At 36.1% G+C, this 18,931-nt stretch carries 12 protein-coding genes and 1 pseudogene; 11 read left to right on the forward strand and 2 right to left on the reverse strand.

Annotation, left to right across the window (positions count from 1 at the left end; translation table 11 throughout):
- Positions 1-144: 144 nt before the first annotated feature.
- The 9 genes and pseudogenes from thrS to AC06G9_RS06775 all read left to right on the forward strand — a co-directional run bounded on the left by thrS (position 145) and on the right by AC06G9_RS06775 (position 13,503).
- Positions 145-2,070, forward strand: a complete 1,926-nt coding sequence (gene thrS, locus AC06G9_RS06735) for a threonine--tRNA ligase (protein ID WP_094773544.1) — start codon at positions 145-147, stop codon at positions 2,068-2,070.
- A gap of 12 nt (positions 2,071-2,082) precedes the next feature.
- Complete coding sequence (gene infC, locus AC06G9_RS06740; protein ID WP_021191520.1) at positions 2,083-2,646, forward strand: translation initiation factor IF-3; 564 nt, start codon at positions 2,083-2,085, stop codon at positions 2,644-2,646.
- A 40-nt stretch (positions 2,647-2,686) separates the two neighbouring features.
- Positions 2,687-2,887, forward strand: coding sequence for a 50S ribosomal protein L35 (gene rpmI, locus AC06G9_RS06745; protein ID WP_021191519.1), 201 nt, complete (start codon positions 2,687-2,689; stop codon positions 2,885-2,887).
- A 97-nt stretch (positions 2,888-2,984) separates the two neighbouring features.
- Positions 2,985-3,329: a 50S ribosomal protein L20 gene (gene rplT / locus AC06G9_RS06750; RefSeq protein WP_021191518.1), complete on the forward strand. Its 345-nt coding sequence runs from the start codon at positions 2,985-2,987 to the stop codon at positions 3,327-3,329.
- Between the two features lie 187 nt (positions 3,330-3,516).
- On the forward strand, positions 3,517-5,802 hold the full coding sequence (locus tag AC06G9_RS06755) for a tetratricopeptide repeat protein (protein ID WP_480957767.1): 2,286 nt from the start codon (positions 3,517-3,519) through the stop codon (positions 5,800-5,802).
- A 66-nt stretch (positions 5,803-5,868) separates the two neighbouring features.
- Positions 5,869-6,300 (forward strand): DUF3060 domain-containing protein, encoded by a 432-nt coding sequence (locus AC06G9_RS06760; protein WP_248754294.1) that lies wholly within the window; start codon positions 5,869-5,871, stop codon positions 6,298-6,300.
- Positions 6,301-6,778: 478 nt separating this feature from the next.
- Positions 6,779-7,960: pseudogene (gene nhaA, locus AC06G9_RS06765) on the forward strand (Na+/H+ antiporter NhaA).
- A 524-nt stretch (positions 7,961-8,484) separates the two neighbouring features.
- The gene (locus tag AC06G9_RS06770) at positions 8,485-11,763 is read left to right on the forward strand and encodes a SusC/RagA family TonB-linked outer membrane protein (RefSeq protein WP_045755908.1); all 3,279 of its coding nucleotides are present in this window, start codon (positions 8,485-8,487) and stop codon (positions 11,761-11,763) included.
- Positions 11,764-11,793: 30 nt separating this feature from the next.
- Positions 11,794-13,503, forward strand: a complete 1,710-nt coding sequence (locus AC06G9_RS06775) for a RagB/SusD family nutrient uptake outer membrane protein (RefSeq protein ID WP_248754292.1) — start codon at positions 11,794-11,796, stop codon at positions 13,501-13,503.
- A gap of 91 nt (positions 13,504-13,594) precedes the next feature.
- On the opposite strand, the gene AC06G9_RS06780 is transcribed toward AC06G9_RS06775, so the two are convergent.
- Together AC06G9_RS06780 and AC06G9_RS06785 are read right to left on the reverse strand one after the other, a co-directional pair.
- Positions 13,595-14,620, reverse strand: a complete 1,026-nt coding sequence (locus tag AC06G9_RS06780; protein ID WP_480957768.1) for a threonine aldolase family protein — start codon at positions 14,618-14,620, stop codon at positions 13,595-13,597.
- Positions 14,621-14,831: 211 nt separating this feature from the next.
- Positions 14,832-16,070: a DEAD/DEAH box helicase gene (locus AC06G9_RS06785; protein ID WP_248754290.1), complete on the reverse strand. Its 1,239-nt coding sequence runs from the start codon at positions 16,068-16,070 to the stop codon at positions 14,832-14,834.
- A gap of 227 nt (positions 16,071-16,297) precedes the next feature.
- Between AC06G9_RS06785 and AC06G9_RS06790 the strand changes: the two genes are divergently transcribed.
- Entirely contained in the window at positions 16,298-16,903 is a 606-nt protein-coding gene (locus AC06G9_RS06790) for a 2'-5' RNA ligase family protein (protein ID WP_248754289.1), read from the forward strand.
- 90 nt (positions 16,904-16,993) lie between these two features.
- The gene (locus AC06G9_RS06795) at positions 16,994-18,874 is read left to right on the forward strand and encodes an Nramp family divalent metal transporter (protein ID WP_293925388.1); all 1,881 of its coding nucleotides are present in this window, start codon (positions 16,994-16,996) and stop codon (positions 18,872-18,874) included.
- Positions 18,875-18,931: the final 57 nt, after the last annotated feature.

Consider the following 18,931-nt stretch of genomic DNA (forward strand, 5'->3'; position numbering starts at 1 on the left):
GATTATTTTCAGTATATTTGATGGATAAGGAATCTATGAATAGATTTTAAGAGTTAAGCTTTGCAGATAGCGAACAACTTAGTATGTTGTTTATCTGTAAAGTATTGTTTTATAAATAATTACTAAAAATAATCATATTTGTTGATGATTAAAATTACATTACCTGATGGTTCCGTTCGTGAATATGAAAAAGGGACTTCAGCTGCTCAAGTAGCACTGTCAATTTCGGAAGGTCTAGCTAGAAATGTATTAGCGGCCGAAGTAAATGGAGAAATTTGGGATTCATCTCGCCCGATTGAAGAAGATGCTACCGTAAAATTGTTAACTTGGAATGATACGAATGGTAAATCTACCTTTTGGCATTCTTCAGCGCATTTATTAGCCGAAGCATTAGAAGATCTTTATCCAGGCATCAAGTTTGGTATTGGTCCTGCTATCGAAACCGGTTTTTATTATGATGTAGATTTTGGCGATCGTGAATTTTCATCGGATGATTTTAAACACATCGAAGATAAGATGTTGGAATTGGCAAAGCGTAAAGAAACTTTCGAACGCAAAGCCGTTTCAAAAGCTGATGCTGTTGCTTATTTTACTGAAAAAGGGGACGAGTACAAATTAGATCTGATCAAAGATCTTGAAGACGGAAAGATCACATTTTATACACAGGGCGAATTTACAGATTTGTGTCGTGGTCCGCATATTCCTAATACAGGATTTATCAAAGCAATCAAACTGACGAATGTAGCTGGTGCATACTGGAGAGGTGATGAGTCTCGTAAACAATTGACTCGTATTTATGGGGTTACATTTCCAAAAGCTTCTGAATTAACTGAATATTTAAAGTTTATCGAAGAGGCTAAGAAACGTGATCACCGTAAACTAGGTAAAGAATTGGAATTGTTTGCTTTTTCAGAAAAAGTTGGAGCTGGACTGCCATTGTGGTTACCAAAGGGAGCTGCTTTACGTCAGAAATTGCAAGATTTTTTGCAAAGAGCGCAATTGAAATCAGGATATGAGCCTGTTATGACTCCTCATATCGGTAACAAGCAATTGTATGTGACTTCTGGTCATTATGATAAGTATGGTGAGGATTCATTCCAACCTATTAGAACTCCAGTTGAAAATGAAGAGTTTTTCTTGAAACCGATGAACTGCCCACATCACTGTGAGATCTATAAGACAAAACCGCGTTCTTACAAGGATCTTCCTGTACGTTTTGCGGAATTTGGGACTGTATATCGATACGAACAATCTGGAGAGCTACACGGCTTGACACGTGTGCGAGGGTTTACTCAAGATGATGCGCATTTGTTTTGTCGTCCTGATCAAGTAAAAGAAGAGTTTAAAAAAGTAATCGACTTGGTCCTGTATGTTTTCAGAGCCCTGGGTTTTGAAGAGTATACGGCACAAATTTCGTTGAGAGATCCTGAAAATCGTACTAAATATATTGGTACAGATGAAAACTGGGCTTTAGCTGAAAGCGCGATTATTGAAGCTGCTGCAGAAAAGGAATTGTCTACGGTTATTGAGTATGGAGAGGCAGCTTTCTATGGTCCTAAGCTAGATTTCATGGTGAAAGATGCTTTGGGTCGTAAATGGCAGTTGGGTACCATTCAAGTGGATTATAATTTGCCTGAGCGTTTTGAATTGGAATATACAGGTTCTGATAATGCAAAACATAGACCTGTGATGATTCACCGAGCACCATTTGGTTCTATGGAGCGTTTTATCGCCGTATTGATCGAACATTGCGCGGGAGAATTTCCATTATGGCTTGCCCCAGAACAATTTATCATCTTGCCTGTATCAGAAAAATATGAAGAATATGCGAAAAATCTTTTAGAATCGCTAAATAATTCCGATATTCGCGGACTGATAGACTTGCGTGATGAAAAAGTAGGTCGCAAAATCAGAGATGCAGAAGTGAAAAAACTGCCTTACATGTTGATTGTGGGCGAGAAAGAGGCTGAGAATGGCACGATTTCTGTTCGTAAACATGGTTCAGTAGACTTGGGTTCCATGACTGCTGACGAATTTAGAGAAGTATTAATTAAAGAAATAACCGTTTAAATATTTAAACATTTGGCATTAAAAAGACCAGGTGGTCCTAGACCACCAATGAGAAAGAAAGAACCAGATCACCGCATTAATGAGCTAATCCGTGTGCCTGAGGTACGTTTGGTAGGTGACAATGTGGAAACAGGAGTATATCCTACACGTAAAGCTTTAGAGCTTGCAGATGAATTGGAACTTGATTTAGTTGAGATTTCGCCAAATGCTGTTCCGCCGGTTTGTAAAATTATCGACTACAGTAAATTTGTTTACGAGCAAAAGAAGAAACAAAAAGAAATCAAAGCTAATGCAAAGCAAACTGTTATTAAGGAAATCCGTTTTGGACCTAATACCAGCGAACATGATTTTGATTTCAAATTGAAACATGCGATTAAGTTTCTTGAAAGTGGTGAGAAAGTTCGTGCTTACGTACACTTTAAGGGTCGTGCAATTGTACACAAAGAACAAGGAGAGATCTTGTTATTGCGTTTTGCACAAGCTTTAGAAGAAGTGGGTAAAGTAGAATTGCTACCTAAATTGGAAGGAAAACGTATGTTTTTAACTTTAGCACCTAAATTGGTGGCTAAAAAATAATAAAGAAATTCTAACAGATTGATATAAAATTTAAAGTATTATGCCAAAAGTAAAAACCAATTCCAGCGCTAAAAAACGTTTTAAGCTTACTGGAACAGGTAAAATCGCAAGAAAAAACGCTTTCAAAAGCCACATCTTGACAAAAAAGAGCACAAAACGTAAACGTAACTTAACAACAACAAGTTATGTATCTGATGGCGATATGGGCAACGTTAAACGTATGCTTGCTATCGGTAAATAAGTTTTATTCGATTTAATTAATAATAATTTTTTAACCGGGTACAGGGTAGTAAGTTCATTGCAAAACATGGCGCCTTTTACCAAATAATTTTAAAAATATGCCACGTTCGGTTAACGCAGTTGCTTCGAGAAGAAGACGTAAAAAAATCCTTAAATTAGCGAAAGGCTATTATGGATCACGTAGCAAAGTATATACTATTGCTAAAAATACAGTAGAAAAAGGTTTACAGTACGCTTACCGCGACCGTAAAACCAAAAAACGCGAGTTTAGAGCTTTATGGATTCAACGTATTAACGCTGGAGCTCGTCAACAAGGTTTATCTTATTCCGTGTTGATCGGTAAATTAAACGCTAAAAATATTGGTTTAAACCGTAAGGTTTTAGCTGACTTAGCTTTAAACAACCCAGATGCTTTCAAAGCAGTTATTGACGCAGTAAAATAGAGTTTTAACCCCGAGTCAATTTGTTAGATATTGGAAAGGAACCCATCTGGGTTCCTTTTTTTTATTTTAATGTTGCAAGCTATTCATTATTTTATCATTTAATAATGAGCTGTTTTACAGTTTATTTTTTTGAACTGTTTTGAAGTTTGTAATATATTTTTATTTTTATATAAAAGAGCCGTAATTTATGAAGTTTCAAGATCTAGTAAATTTGTATGAAGAAGGGAGATATGAGGATTGTTTATCTGAATTGGAAGTGTTTCTTGTATTAAACCCTCAAGATATCCCTGCATTACTACTAAAAGCAAACGTACTTAAAGAACTTGATTATCAAATTTCAGAAGAAGACAATAATGAACTTTCATTAAATGATTTTCAAGAAGTCATCAACATCTATAAAACTATTTTAGAAATTGAACCAAACCATGAAGCTGCATTATTTGGTTTATTGGAAACGACACGATTTTTCTATAAAGATTTAGACTATGACGAGTACTCGTCGTATATCGAAAGATTGAGCGTACATGAGGACGAATTGGAAAATGTATGTCGATTCAGCGCTGATCTAAATTATTTACATGAAAAATATGCTGAATCAATTCGTAATATAAATGAATTGCTCGCCATTTATGAAGTGTTATATGCCCATGATCGTATTAGTAAATGTGCTTTGCTAACGGAAAGTGTACTTTTTAAAGCCATGATACTCCGGGAGAACCTCAATCAACATCAACAGGCATTAGCCGAATTTAAAAAATATAAACACGATATTCTATCGAATAATGTTTTGCTATACTTGGATATCGGTCAACTTGCACTGGAATATCATGATTATGAAATGATTGGTTGGGCAGGGGTGAAGGCAGTTTTATATGGAAATGAAGATCCAGAAGTAGATGCTGAAATATTTAAGTATTATGAACGGGTAATGGATTTGTTAAATGGTGGATTGGAAAATAAACAATGCATCTATTTTGCGATCATGGTACAACGCAATTTTCGTGAGGAGTTGGGACTCGATCTGTCCGACCCTCTCATCGAAGCTAAGCGTTATATCGATCTTTACCCGGACTGGTTCATTCCTTATCATTTTGCTGGAACGTATATTCTTGAAGGCGGAAACTATGATGAGGCGTTGCCTTACTTAGCGAAATCCGTAGAATTGGAAGGCTTTTCAATTACGATCCACCGGTATATCTTGACTTACTATCACGTTCATAAAGAATTACCTGAAATTTTGAACTGGCCAGAAGATGGACCTATTGATTATTTTAATTCAGGATGTGAATTTTCAGAATTTGAAAATTCAATTGGTTCTCCAGTTCTAGATATGCCTTTATTAAATTATCGCCTACAGTTTTTTAAAAGATCGTACTTAGGATTTAAGGCGTATTTTCATGAGAATAAATTTGAAGCTAATTACTTCATCAATAGCCAACTTATGTCTATGTGTTGCAATAACTATGCGTTGGCACTCAGTAGTAAACGCAAATATGATGAGGTGATCGATATCTGTAAAGAAGGTCTTACTTATAGTCGGTTTTGGGAGCTGTACAATACTTTGGCTGATGCGTATTTTGAAAAAGGTGATTACGAAGATGCCTTGATCAATTATCATGAGTTATTGGATGAAAGTTTTAAAGAGTTTGACTTACCTAATTACCTTCGTATTTCTGCGTATGTCACCAAATGTGAATTTAAATTAGGCTATATAAAAGAAGCAGAGGAAAGGTTGAAAACCATCTCTCAGGAATATGACGAACTCATTCATTCGGCAGATTATGCCGCTTATGATGAAGAGGATCTGTTTGTGACCCGCCAGGCATATATGGAAATTCAGAATGCACGCTTTGACTTAATCAATCATAGGGGAGATTCTGAAACGTTAAAGGATTGGCAAAAAGAATTAGAAAATAAACCTGACGATGCCTCAAATTGGTATATGCTCATGCAAAATTATTTTCAGTTAGAACAGTACGATCAATGTATTGCGTGTGCTAATAATTACCAAGCAACAAAACCTATACAGGAAATGGCGCTTATCGATTATCGTAAATTGCATTATCTGAGAGGTAAATCGTACTATTTGTTGGGAAACTATGCTGCTGCTTTACAGGATCTTTTAGTCGCCTATGATTCTACTAAGTCCACTTTAGTAGAAGAAGAGTCGTATGGTGATTTTCATTTGATATTGATTCATGTTGTCCGCGCATATTTTCATTTGCGAGATTGGGAAAATGTTATTCGGATCAGTCAAGAGTCACAAGAAATGTATGCTAATGAAAACTGGGAAGAGGATGATGACTGGATCGAAATGATGTTGATGTCTGCTGAAGCATCATTTGAGCTGAGTGATCAAGAGACTGCAAAGCAAAAGATTCAAGCCATCCTAAAGCTTTTTCCAAAACATGAAAAAGCTTTAGAAAAGAAAAAAGCTTGGGGATCTGGATGGTTGGGCTGGTTGAAAAAATAAAAACATTATAGCCTTATTGATTGTTCTAGACACAAATATATTGTTATGATTATGATAAGAAAAAACATGATACTTGGTTTTGCTGCTATTCTATTAGCGGCCACAAGTGTAACCTACGCAGCGATCGATTCTAAACCTATTAAGCAGGTGGATCAGGTAAAAGGAAAAGAAATTGTTATAGAAGGTAAAGGTAATAAGCGTACTATTAAAGTGACTGCGAATGATGTTGTCAAAATAGAGGGGCTGGAAAATGCAGTGACCATCGAAGGTTCTTTTGCGAAATTAGAGATAGAAGGTGCAAGTAATTCTGTAAACTTAGATCAAGTTAAAAAAGTCAGCATAGAAGGTATGGGAAATAAGGTCAATGCCAACAATGTTGATATTGTACATGTAGAGGGGACTCAAAATCATGTACATTATAAATCATCAAAAAATAAGACTGGTAAAGCGGATACAAAAATAGAAGGTGTAGATAATATGGTCATGAAGATTAAGTAATCACTTTTTACCGTACAATACTATAAAGGGACTGATTAATTTAATTGGTCCTTTTTATTTGATCCGTAAGAAAAAAAAACACGCTTTAAGCGTGCGACAAATTGTTCAATACAGGTAAGTTAATCCTCTCCTGATAATAAATCATCTCCATCAAATGTAAATTCGATTGCATCTGTGTAGCTTTCTAAAGCTGTTACTTCAAAGTCTTTAATCATTTTGTTTCATTTTTAATTACCATAAAGATAAGCTTGTATTCTTACCATATGGTAAATATGATGTGAAGTTTATGTTAAGTATTTCGAAATCGTTTTTTTGTTAATATACATGTGGTATTGAGCATGAAGTATTCAGATATATCGGGCTGTAAAGCTTCGTTTTTTAAAAGAAAAACTTATCTTAGTGCAATTACATTATGTAGGTCGTATAGTCATTTTGATACCTACTTTTTTCTTATTGATCACTAAATGAAAAAGTCTTCATGTCAAATTTAATTAATCTAAAAATTTTCAAGCAGTTTTTACAATCTAGTAATATAGGTGGTATTCTGTTATTTATCTGCGTTATTGTTTCCTTGATTGTTGCGAACACTCCACTGGCAACTTCGTTTAGTAATCTTTTAAATACAACGATCGGATTTGAGACAGAAAATATTCATTTGAACTATTCCATTCTGCTGTGGATAAACGATGGTTTGATGGCAATATTTTTTCTATTGGTGGGTTTAGAGATCAAACGTGAATTGGTGGAAGGGGAATTATCATCTCCGAAAAAAGCTTTATTACCAATTTTAGCAGCGGTTGGTGGTGCTATTCTTCCAGCCCTCATTTATTTGTTTATTAATAAAGGTCTACCTACAGAACATGGCTGGGGAATTCCGATGGCTACCGATATTGCTTTCGCATTGGCTGTTATTACGCTATTGGGCAATCGGGTGCCAGCTAGTTTAAAGATTTTTTTGGCTGCCTTAGCTATTGTGGATGATTTATTGGCCATTTTAGTGATTGCTTTATTTTATAGTGGCGATTTACATTATAACTACTTATTTATTGCTTTAGGTATTTTTGCATTTTTATTAGGGTTGAATTATTTTGGTGTCAAAAAGATTTGGGCTTACTTGATTCCTGGAGTATTTATTTGGTATTTTATTCACCATTCGGGTATACATGCAACAATTGCTGGGGTATTAGTGGCATTGACATTGCCGACAAATGCTACGGATGATGAATCTCCATTAAGAAAAACTGGAACACATCCTTACTTCTCCAGTCAATTTTATTATTATCCCACTTTTTGCAATTGCAAATACCAATATCACGATTCATAGTGAAATGGTTGGAGGCTTAACTACTGCTTTGGGTATTGGTATAATAGGGGGGCTACTGGTTGGAAAATCTATTGGTATTTTAGGGATTTCTTTTATTGCTACAAAACTTAAATTATGCACCTTACCTGAAGGGGCCAACTGGAAACATATCTTTGGAGTAGGTCTACTTGGGGGAATTGGATTTACGATGTCCATCTTTGTCTCTATATTGGCGTTTACAGACCCGATGTTAATCGAAGAAGCAAAGTTTGCTGTATTGATCGGTTCTTTGTTTTAGGAGCGATAGGCTATCTGTTTCTTGCTAGCATTGGAAACAAAAAAATGGGTTACTACTGATCATGTAGTATCCTTTTAAAAAAAAACTAAAGGATTAATGATATATAGGGCTTATACAATACAATTGTATAGGCCCTTTTCTTTACAGAAATATTGCCTATCTAAAATAAGATTAGCTTACGAAGCTATTTTGTTTGATCTTCAAATTATAAAGAAAGTCATTTTAAGTTTATAATTTTTTGATAAAAGATAAGAGTACTTTTTAAGTGTTGAATAAGTTTATGATCTACTTTGATTTTAACAGTTTTTTAACATTAATGTGTCAACTTTTTTGAGTTATAGGGAGTTTAAATTTTTTACTGTCTTTTTCTTGTTACAAAATGTATTTGTTACAATAAGTGATTGTAGTTTTATTACTTATGTATCAATCTGTTATGTATTTGTTTAAAAGATATTTAACAAATAATTATGAAATTTCAATCGTTTGCGTAAATTTAATTAACAACTAAACATGTAGTGCTAGGGGAGATTCTTCAAGAGGATATAGCACTGATTAAATTACCAAATTAAACCTTTTTCACATTATGAGAAAACTACTACAGTTTCTTAACGAGGATTTTATTGAGCATAAAAAAACGATAAAATACTCTCTTTGGGCATCTACCGCACTTGTGTTGATTAGCCATCAAACCTTAGGTAACCCAATGTCCAAATTTGCTGATGCGACCTATTATGCGGTCAGTGCAAAGTCAGTACAAAAACCTATTCGAGGAAAAATTCAAGATGCAGCTACTAAAGAAGCGATCGCTGGAGCAACCATTAAAGTTGTCGGGAAAACGGCAGCCACATCATCTGATGCGGACGGTAATTTTCAGATTGATGCAGCTGTAAATGATGTCCTAGAAATTACTTATGTTGGATTTTCGAAGCAGACTGTTAATGTCACTTCCACTTCATTGCCCCTTATTGTAGGCATGTTAAGTCAAAGTGATGATTTGGAGGAGGTCGTTGTAACGGGGTATAGTACGCAACGAAAAAAAGATCTAACAGGAGCTGTTTCTGTGGTTAACGTTGATCAATTGAAGAGTACGCCTGCTGCTAGTGCGGTCGAATCTTTACAAGGTCGGGCTACCGGTGTTCAGGTTGTTACAGACGGTGCGCCCGGTTCTACACCACAGATTAAAATTCGTGGATATAGTACCATCAACAATAACGAACCTTTGTATATTATTGACGGAGTGCCTTACGAAGGTAAGCTGAGCTGGTTAAATCAAAACGATATTGAGTCTATGCAAGTGCTGAAAGATGCATCAGCGGCTTCTATCTATGGTTCTCGAGCAAATAATGGTGTTGTGATCGTGACCACAAAAATGGGGAAATCGGGTAAGCCACAAATTAATTTGGATGCCTATTATGGATTACAAGTGCCTAATAGTAGCCGGTTTCCGAAAATGTTGAGTCCGCAACAAGTTTTAGATATTGAAAATAGATTGGATGGAAAAAACAATACTTTACCAGATTATATAATTGCAGGAGCAGCACTCGGCAATGCCATTACACCTGCTGACCTTGACATGTCAAAATATAAATACAATGCTACGAGTCGTTCTGATTTTTATCAGATCACGAAAGCAAATAAAGCAGGAACAAATTGGTTTGATGCTTTATCGCAAAATGCACCTACACAATCTTATCAATTGAGTGCTACAGGAGGTGGTGAAAGTGCTAATTATGCATTTTCAGGAGGTTATTTAAAACAAAAGGGTACCATTGTTCATACGGGTTTTGAAAAATATAATATCCGTTCTAACATGTCATTTTCTGCTTTTGATAAAAAGTTGAGATTTGGGGAAAATATACAATATTCGTTCACTGAAGGCTTTGGTATGGGGGTAAATACCAATACTGCCGGAGATTATATTGGAGAAGGTAGTGCCCTTGGTTTTGCTTATCGTATTCACAATTTGATACCGGTATATGATGAAGGTGGAAATTTTGCTGGATCGGTCGGTGGACAATATGGAAATGGGGAAAATCCTGTAGCAATAGCTTATCGTGCTAAAGATAATAAAAATAAGAGTAATCTATTTTTTGGAAATGTGTATGGTGAGTATGATCTGCTTAAGGGGTTGACCTTACGTACAAGTATGGGTATGAAGTATGAAAATTATAATACAGTTTCATATACCTACCCCAATCCAGAATTTACAGAGGGAAGCTTTAATAATGGAATGAATGAATCTTCTGGAATCAATAAAGAGTGGACTTGGACAAATACATTAAATTATAAAGCTAAATTTAATGATGACCATAACCTCAATATCTTATTGGGTACAGAGGCAATAGAGAATCGATATAGACAAATATCTGCTAGAGGAAATGGTTACTTTACAACAGCAAGTTTAGATTATTTTTACATCAATTCTGCTTCGAAGGACATTTTTGGAAACGGAGAGGGAAGTGTTGGTGCTCTATTCTCTATGTTCGGAAAAGTGGACTACTCGTATAAAGATCGTTACATTTTCAGTGGAACTGTGAGAAGAGATGGATCTTCCACTTTTGGACCTGATAATAAATATGGTGTATTTCCAGGTGTAAGTGCCGCTTGGCGCTTGTCTGAAGAAGAGTTTTTAAAAGGCTCTTCGTGGTTGAATGATCTAAAGATAAGAGCAGGATATGGTGTGACGGGAAATCAGCGCATTCCACAAAATCAATATGTGAATCGTTATCGAGTGGAAGTGAATGCATCTTCTTATCCGATCAATGGACCGCTTAGTTCGGGAGTATGGCAAAATGCATACAGTAACCCAGCTATCAAGTGGGAGCAAGTTTCTGCACTAAACCTTGGATTGGATTTTTCAATTCTGAATGGCGATCTTGATGGATCATTTGATTGGTATAATAAGAAGACTACCGATATGCTCTATCCACTTCCTTTGCCAGCAGTTGTTGCAGGTAGAGCAGATGCACCTTATGTCAATATCGGTGATATGCAAAATAAAGGAGTTGAGTTTTCACTGAATTATCACTACGGTAAGAAACAAGACAAACCTTTCACATTAGATCTGTCGGCAAATATTTCTAGAAATGTCAATAAGATCGTGTCATTGGCACCATCAATAAGCCAGCAGGTTTATGGAGCATTCAGAAGTATGGAAACATCAATTTTGAAAGCTGGAGAACCACTAGGTGCGTTTTACGGATATAAAGTGGTTGGTATATATCAAGATGCTGCTGATATCGCAAGCGCTCCTTACGCTGATGGAAAGTCAAGGATAGGAGGACTTAAATATGCAGATATTAATGGAGACAAGGTCATCGACGCTAATGATAGAACAATCATCGGAAGCCCACACCCTGATTTCGTATATTCATTGAATATTAATGCTACATATAAAAACTTTGATTTAATGGCCTATTTCTATGGTTCTAAGGGAAATCAAAATTATGAAGCAACTCGTTACTTTACAGATTTTGGAGTTTTCAAAGGACAGAAAAGTGTGCGTGTTTTAGATGAGTGGAGTCCAACAAATACAGGAAGTATGATCCCTTCGCAAGTTAATGACGCCTCTCCTTATGAATATGCCTCTTCAAGTTACTATGTACAAGATGCAAGTTTTTTAAAGCTTAAGAATTTACAAATCGGTTATAATTTACCTGTTCAAAATCTATTTGGAGGAAATAGTTCGGTACGCAAATTTAGAATGTATTTTGCTGTTACGAATTTATTTACGATCACCAAATATGAAGGTTTAGATCCAGAGGTAACTGCTACTCCTTCAGATTACCCAGCATTGGGTGTTGATTTTGGAGTATATCCGCAGTCAAGACAATATATGTTAGGACTTAGTTTAGGATTCTAGGGCTTTATTAATTATTAAAATTTAAATATCATGAAGAAAAAGAATATATATATGATCCTGGGGGCCACTACACTTTTATTTGCTTCGTGCGGTAAAGGCTTTTTGGAGAAACTACCTCAGGGAGAATTGGCAGAATCACAAGTTGAAAATGCAAAGGGAATTGAAGGGGTATTGATTGGTGCTTATGGCATATTGAATGGAAATGTAAGTGGAACTTGGGGAAATTATTCATCTGCTCCTAGTCAGTGGTTATTTGGGGAAGTTGCGTCAGACAATGCGCATAAAGGTTCGACATCTACCGATCAACCTAATATGAATATGATTGAATTTCATACACCAAACAGCTCAAATGATAACTTGAGCCAAATGTGGGAAGTGTATTACGAAGGGGTATTGCGAGCTAACAATACGTTGCGCTTATTAAAAGTAGATCAGGCTGGTGCGAAAACCATCACTGCAGCGCGAGCTAAGGAGATTGAAGGTGAGGCTCGTGTATTAAGGGCACACTACTACTTTTATCTTTGGAGAGTTTTTAAAAACTTGGTATATGTAGACGAAAATACGACTGCTGATGAGGCTAAAGTAAAGCCTAATAAAGATGATGTATTGCCTAAAATAATTGATGATCTAAAGATCGGTATTGAAAACTTGCCTTTAACCAAAATCAATCAAGAGTCGGGTCGAATGGATAGAAATATTGCAAAGGCATATTTAGGTAAAGTGTATCTATACCAGAAGAAATATCCTGAAGCGCTTGTGTTGTTCAAAGAAGTTATTGCAGGTAAAGATATTCAGGGAATGCCTTTTCAAAATAACTTTGATGTGCTGAATGAGGATGGACCTGAAGCATTGTTAGTGTCGAAACATGCAATCAATCCTGATGGAACTGGAGACAATGCAAATGTCGGAGATATGTTGGCTGGCTTAAATGGAAATAACCCTGTTGGATGTTGTGGTTTTTATCAGCCTACGATCGACTTGGTAAATGCTTATAAAGTAGATGCCAATGGTCTACCGATGTTGGATGGATCTTACCGTACAAATCCTTACAAATCAGATTTTAATGAAGCATCGCCATTGACTTACAAATTGGATACTACATTGCGTTTTGACCCACGTTTAGATTATACTGTAGGTCGTAGGGGTGTGCGCTATCTTGATTATGGTGTTATGCCAGGAAATGCTTGGATAAGAGAGGTGGCAAGCGGTGGTCCTTTTGTCGGTATCAAAACGATGATCCCACAGAGTCAATTTGGTAGCCATACCGCTTCTGGGGCAGCATATATAACGGATTTGGACGTTAATATTATCCGTCTAGCTGATGTGATATTAATGGCGGCAGAGTGTGAAATAGAGGCTGGCAATTTGACAGGAGCGATGAATTATGTGAATGCAGTGCGTGCCCGTGCAGCAAATTTGCCACCTAAAAAAACAGCATATAATAATAATGCTGCTGTGTATGTGGTAAAACCGTACTTATCTTTTCCTGATCCAGCATATGCTCGTAAAGCTGTTCGTTTTGAACGCCGCTTAGAGTTGGCTATGGAAGGACATCGTTTTTATGATTTAGTAAGATGGGGAGAAGCAAAATCTACATTAGAGAGCTATTCAACTTTTGAAGGGGGTATTTTGCCAACTTATAAAGGACTGAACTTTAAACCTGAAAATGAATATTTCCCAATTCCTCAAACGCAAATTGATAGAAGTGGGGGAGCTTTAACACAAAATACCGGTTACTAAAAATTTGTTTCTTAAGCAATAAAGCGTGGCTTGTCTGGTTTCAGATAAGCCACGCTTATTTTAATGACTATTCATGAGTAAGAGAAACTGCTTAAAGTGATTTTAGATCTGCTATAAACGCATCAACATTTTTTTCATCTGTTGCCCAAGATGTGATCAGTCTAATTGCAGCATGATCATCATCTATTTCCTTCCAAATATAGAATTGATAGTTTTCACTGAGTTTTTGGATAATATCTTTTGGTAAAATAGGAAAGATTTGATTGGTCATTGAATTTGTTAAAAAAGAAAATCCTTTTGACTGTACGGCATCTACTATTTTCAAGGCCATCGTGTTTGCGTGATGTGCCAAATCGAAATATAGATCGTGCTTAAATAATTCTAAAAACTGTATGGCTAGTACTCTTCCTTTGGCAAGTAGCGCTCCTTTCTGTTTCAATACATATTCAAAATCGAAGGCTAGTTCTGGGGTCCTAAAAATAACCGCTTCTCCCAATAATGCGCCATTTTTTGTTCCACCGATATAGAAGATATCTGTTAATCTTGCGATATCAGTGAGTGTCATATCATTATTTTGCGCCATGAGTGCATGTCCCAATCGAGCACCATCGAGATAGAGTAACAAATTATTGGTCTTGCAGCATGAAGATAAATCTTCTAATTCACTTTTCGTATATATGGTACCGATCTCAGTCGAATTGGAAATATAAACCATTCTTGGTTTGACGACATGTGGCTTTAGTGCATATTCTTTTAATGCGTTTTGGATATCTGAAGGTCTTAATTTACCATCCTCCGTTTCTACTGCAATAACTTTATGTCCCGTTGCTTCGATAGAACCGGTCTCGTTGGCAGAAATATGTCCTGTTTTAGCACTTATAACCGCTTCATGGACACGAAGGAGAAAAGAAATTACGATGAGATTGGTTTGTGTACCGCAAGAAAGAAAATGTATCGTAGCATGAGGGTTTTTTATTTTTTCTTTTAATACCTCTTTAGCTTCAATACCATATTCATCTTCACCATAGCCCAGTTGCTGTACGAGATTTGTTTCAATGAGTTTAGTTAAAATATTGGGGTGTGCACCCTCAGAATAGTCATTTTTGAAATTATACATTTTTTAATATTTTCCTACGTTCTTTATCTGTTCAAGGCGCTTTTATATAGCCTATGTAAAGATAAAATATAATTGATAAATTCATAACACCATAATTTTCTAAAGAAGGTTCGCTGAAGGTCAAAGGTGTGCTGGTTTGAATATGGTATAAATAAAAAATCACGGAATTTTATTTCCGTGATTTTTAACTTCTTTTAGGAATTTGACTCCTTTAACCTTTTTTCTTTTTCATGGTCATTTTAGCTTTTTTGCCAGCGCCATAATTATAGGTCTTACTATTGCTTTCTTTCTTTTGATGGAAGGCTCCGCCACGATTGTCATTGGTTCCTTCATCGATCAGTGTAGGATTTTCTTTTTTTGCACTATAAATTGATAATTTTTCAGGCAAATCAAGTACTTCCATTTTTTGACCTACAATTTGTTCAATTTTCTTGATTTCAGGCAATTCCAAATCAGTTGCGAGGGTAAACGCCAATTGTTCTTCATCACCAGATTTGATAATACGTTGGATCAGGGTATCGTTGTGCTCAGGTATTTCAAAATGAAAGATATAAGGTATACCTGATAAGTCTAATTCTTCAGTTCCTTCATTTGCAACGATTAAGATCCGATGTGCGTTATCTTGTTTGAATAGATTGATATCATGAATGTTTTTATCTTCAAAAAATAGGGGGTTGAAGATCAGAATTTCTTCATTGTACTTGCGGTGCAAGCTTTTTCCTAGCTTTTGGGCAGTAAGTTTACTGTTGACAAAAATGATGACTTTATCAAATACTTCATTATCTAACATCAAGCTATTGAGAAGATTGATTTTAGTTGTGAAATTGGGTACTTGATAAAGAAACAAGTCATGAACGTTAAGTTTTTCAGCTGCCAGTTCCTCTACTTCAATTAGGGCAGGAGTAACCATAAAACTATCGATCATCTGATGTAATTTTTCGTGCTCTACAGTACTGAAAATTAGATGTTGACATTTTTTACAGCTTTGTACAAGTTCTTTGACAGGGGTGATCATTCCATTCTTTATAACCTCTTCGGCATCATCGATAATCAGGGTATGGATTAAATTGAGATTTAAGCCTAGTTTGAGATAAACAGCTCTTGCTCTATTGGGTGTTGAAACAACGATTTCAACACCTGCTACGAGCTTTTCAATCTCCTGTTCCATACTTCCACCTGCGCGCAAGCCTATAATACTGAGGTCTTTATTTTTACTGATCAAATAGAATTGATCTAGAATAGCCTGAACGCGTTCTTGATCTGGTGCCAAAATTAAAACTTTGGGCGCATCAGGAACATTAAATTTAAGTCCAGAAAGTACACTGAGTACGTAAGTTGTCGTTTTTCCTGAACCTTCAGGACCGATAGCAATGATATCTTGACCTCCTAATATCCGTGACATCGATTTTACCTGTATTTCCTTTGCCGTTAAATAACCCAGATCTTCCATGGATTTTTGTAACCGCTTGCCTAATTTTAATTTATCGAGAGACACTTTATCGTCGTATTTAATGAATAATGGTCAAAGTTACTTAAAAAAAACTTTGCAAATAACCGAATATAGACCTTTATGGTATATTACTTGATCAACGGCGCGCAAACATGATGAAGAGGGCCTGATTTGTTTTATCAACTTCTTTTATTGTTTTATTATGATTATCTTTAAAAAAAGCATATTTGACGTTATTGAAAGGAGGGCAGATGTCCGCACATGTAGAAAAGTATTCATTTGTATTTCAGCCTTGTGAAAAAGGTATTCAACTTGTACAATCGATTAAAGAAAGTTTAAAAAATAAGATTGGATGGTTTTCCAGCTGTCATTCAATGGCTCATATTACGATATGTGAATATCATGCTGATCAGGAGATGCTTTCGCATATAAAGAAACAAGTTGTAGATGTGTTAAAATTTGAACAATCTCAATATGTATATTTTGACGAATATCAGGTTTTTCCACAGAAGGGAACTTTTTATATCGCACCCGCATTAAAATCCAAGCAATTTTTGAAAAAGAAAATAGAGGCAATCACTAAAATAGATTTTGCAACGGAGCTTTATAAAAGCGAAGAACCTCACTTGACCGTAGCGCGTAAATTAGATCAAGAAGCGCTGGCGATTGCTTCTGAGAATCTTAGAACAGTTGATTTAGACTTTTTTTGTTCAAGTATCTTTCTGCGTAAATTTAATCCGGTTCGAAAGCAATATGATATCATAGAAGAGCTTAAGTTTGGGAATTTTCAAAAACCGCCGGTCGAAGTCGGACAATTATCCTTTGATTTTTAATAAAAGGTGTAAAAATGTAGTTTTTAGTTTAAGGATTTATATCTTTATTTCCACAAGATAGATCGGGTATAAATTACAATAAATTGCTACATGAGTAAAGATCCTTACCAACATGAAAAATCTCTTTCTGACGTACACGAAAGTGTTGAAATTATTAAGGGTAAGTCAAAGATTAAGAAAGTACTCAGTTTTTTTGGACCTGCTTATCTGATTAGCGTAGGATATATGGACCCCGGTAATTGGGCTACTGATCTGGCTGGAGGAAGTCAATTTGGTTATGCCTTACTGTGGGTGTTATTGATGAGTAATATCATGGCTTTGCTATTGCAGAGTTTGTGTACACGATTAGGTATTGTACGACGTAAGGATCTTGCACAGTGCAACCGGGAGACCTATCCAAAACGCATGAATTTTGTGCTCTATATCTTAGCCGAAATTGCGATCGCTGCATGTGATCTTGCTGAAGTGCTGGGTATGGCAATAGGTCTTAATCTTCTTTTCGGAATTGATATTCTTTGGGGGGTGTTGATCAGCTTTGCTGATACATTTCTCATCATGTATTTGCAGAAGCTGGGTATGCGTAAAATGGAACTTTTTATTATAGGGCTCATTACGATGATCGGTATGTGCTTTATGGTAGAAATGTTTTTGGTGCAGCCTGATTTTAGTGAAGTGGTGACAGGTTTTATACCCAGTTTGCCCAATAGCGCAGCATTGTATATCGCAATAGGGATTATAGGTGCAACTGTCATGCCTCACAATTTGTACTTACATTCTGCCCTAGTTCAAACGCGAAAAATAGAACGAGATGACCATTCTATCAAGAAAGCCATTAAATATAACCTTTTCGATAGCGCTATCGCTTTAAATTTAGCATTCTTGGTAAATGCCGCAATCCTCATTCTCGCATCAGCGGCTTTCCATAAAAACGGAATGCACCATGTTGCAGACTTAGAGGACGCTTATCATTTATTGGGAAAAACATTGGGAACGGATCTGGCACCGAAGTTATTTGCTATTGCCCTGATACTTGCAGGGCAGAGCTCAACTGTTACAGGTACCTTAGCGGGGCAAATTGTAATGGAAGGATATCTGAGATTGCGCATTAGCCCCACATTAAGAAGAATTATTACACGCTTGTTGGCCATTATTCCTGCAGTATTGGTTATTTTAATCGCAGGAGAATCTCAGGTTGGATCCTTACTTATTTTTAGTCAGGTCATATTGAGCATGCAGTTAGCATTTGCTGTTATCCCCTTAATTCACTTCGTGAGCGATAAGGAAAAAATGGGCAGTTTTGCGATTAAACCTTATGTACAGGTATTAGCTTGGCTGATTGCCGCTATTATTGCGATACTTAATATAAAATTGGTATATGAAGAGATTACGGGATGGATTGTCAAGTATGACTCGCTGTGGTTGACGAGTGTATTGATCCTTGGTGCGGTGGGCATGGTGGTCTTACTCTTTATGACACTGCTATATCCTATTCTCCACAAAAATAAACCCATTGAATTGGATGTGCATCCTCCTTTTGAGGATTTGAAATTTGAAGAACCGGACGTATTTAATAAAATTGTTCTAGCTTTGGATTATTCTACCTCAGATACTAAAACCGTGAAATATGCACTTTCAGTCGCAAATCCGGATTCTCATTTTATTTTAGTGCACATTGTTGAAAGCGCAGGGGTAAAATATACGGGAGAAAGTACCGATGATTTTGAATCTAGACAAGATTTGGACCGGCTAAAAAAATATGCTCACTTTTTTTTAGACCGAAATTATCAAGTGGATTGGGAACTGGGGTATAATAATCGGGTTGCTTCAATTGCGAAGATCTGCGAAAAATATCATGCTGACTTGTTAATCGTTGGCAGTCATGGACATACAGGTGTGAAAGATTTTGTTTTTGGTGAAACTGTAAATAAATTGAGACATACCGTAAAAATACCTGTGTTTATCGCACAATAATCTGATATGATAATTATTTAAGATAGAAGATATTTGAACTATTGTTTATCTTTTTTA

The sequence above is a fragment of the Sphingobacterium sp. MAE genome (assembly GCF_056711605.1).

What these genes read in the sequence shown, in the direction of transcription:
- AC06G9_RS06785 (WP_248754290.1), bottom strand. Translation starts at nt 16,070, where the DNA reads ATGGAAGATCTGGGTTATTTAACGGCAAAGGAAATACAGGTAAAATCG.
- thrS (WP_094773544.1), top strand. Translation starts at nt 145, where the DNA reads ATGATTAAAATTACATTACCTGATGGTTCCGTTCGTGAATATGAAAAA.
- AC06G9_RS06760 (WP_248754294.1), top strand. Translation starts at nt 5,869, where the DNA reads ATGATACTTGGTTTTGCTGCTATTCTATTAGCGGCCACAAGTGTAACC.
- AC06G9_RS06780 (WP_480957768.1), bottom strand. Translation starts at nt 14,620, where the DNA reads ATGTATAATTTCAAAAATGACTATTCTGAGGGTGCACACCCCAATATT.
- rpmI (WP_021191519.1), top strand. Translation starts at nt 2,687, where the DNA reads ATGCCAAAAGTAAAAACCAATTCCAGCGCTAAAAAACGTTTTAAGCTT.
- AC06G9_RS06775 (WP_248754292.1), top strand. Translation starts at nt 11,794, where the DNA reads ATGAAGAAAAAGAATATATATATGATCCTGGGGGCCACTACACTTTTA.
- AC06G9_RS06795 (WP_293925388.1), top strand. Translation starts at nt 16,994, where the DNA reads ATGAGTAAAGATCCTTACCAACATGAAAAATCTCTTTCTGACGTACAC.
- AC06G9_RS06770 (WP_045755908.1), top strand. Translation starts at nt 8,485, where the DNA reads ATGAGAAAACTACTACAGTTTCTTAACGAGGATTTTATTGAGCATAAA.
- AC06G9_RS06755 (WP_480957767.1), top strand. Translation starts at nt 3,517, where the DNA reads ATGAAGTTTCAAGATCTAGTAAATTTGTATGAAGAAGGGAGATATGAG.
- rplT (WP_021191518.1), top strand. Translation starts at nt 2,985, where the DNA reads ATGCCACGTTCGGTTAACGCAGTTGCTTCGAGAAGAAGACGTAAAAAA.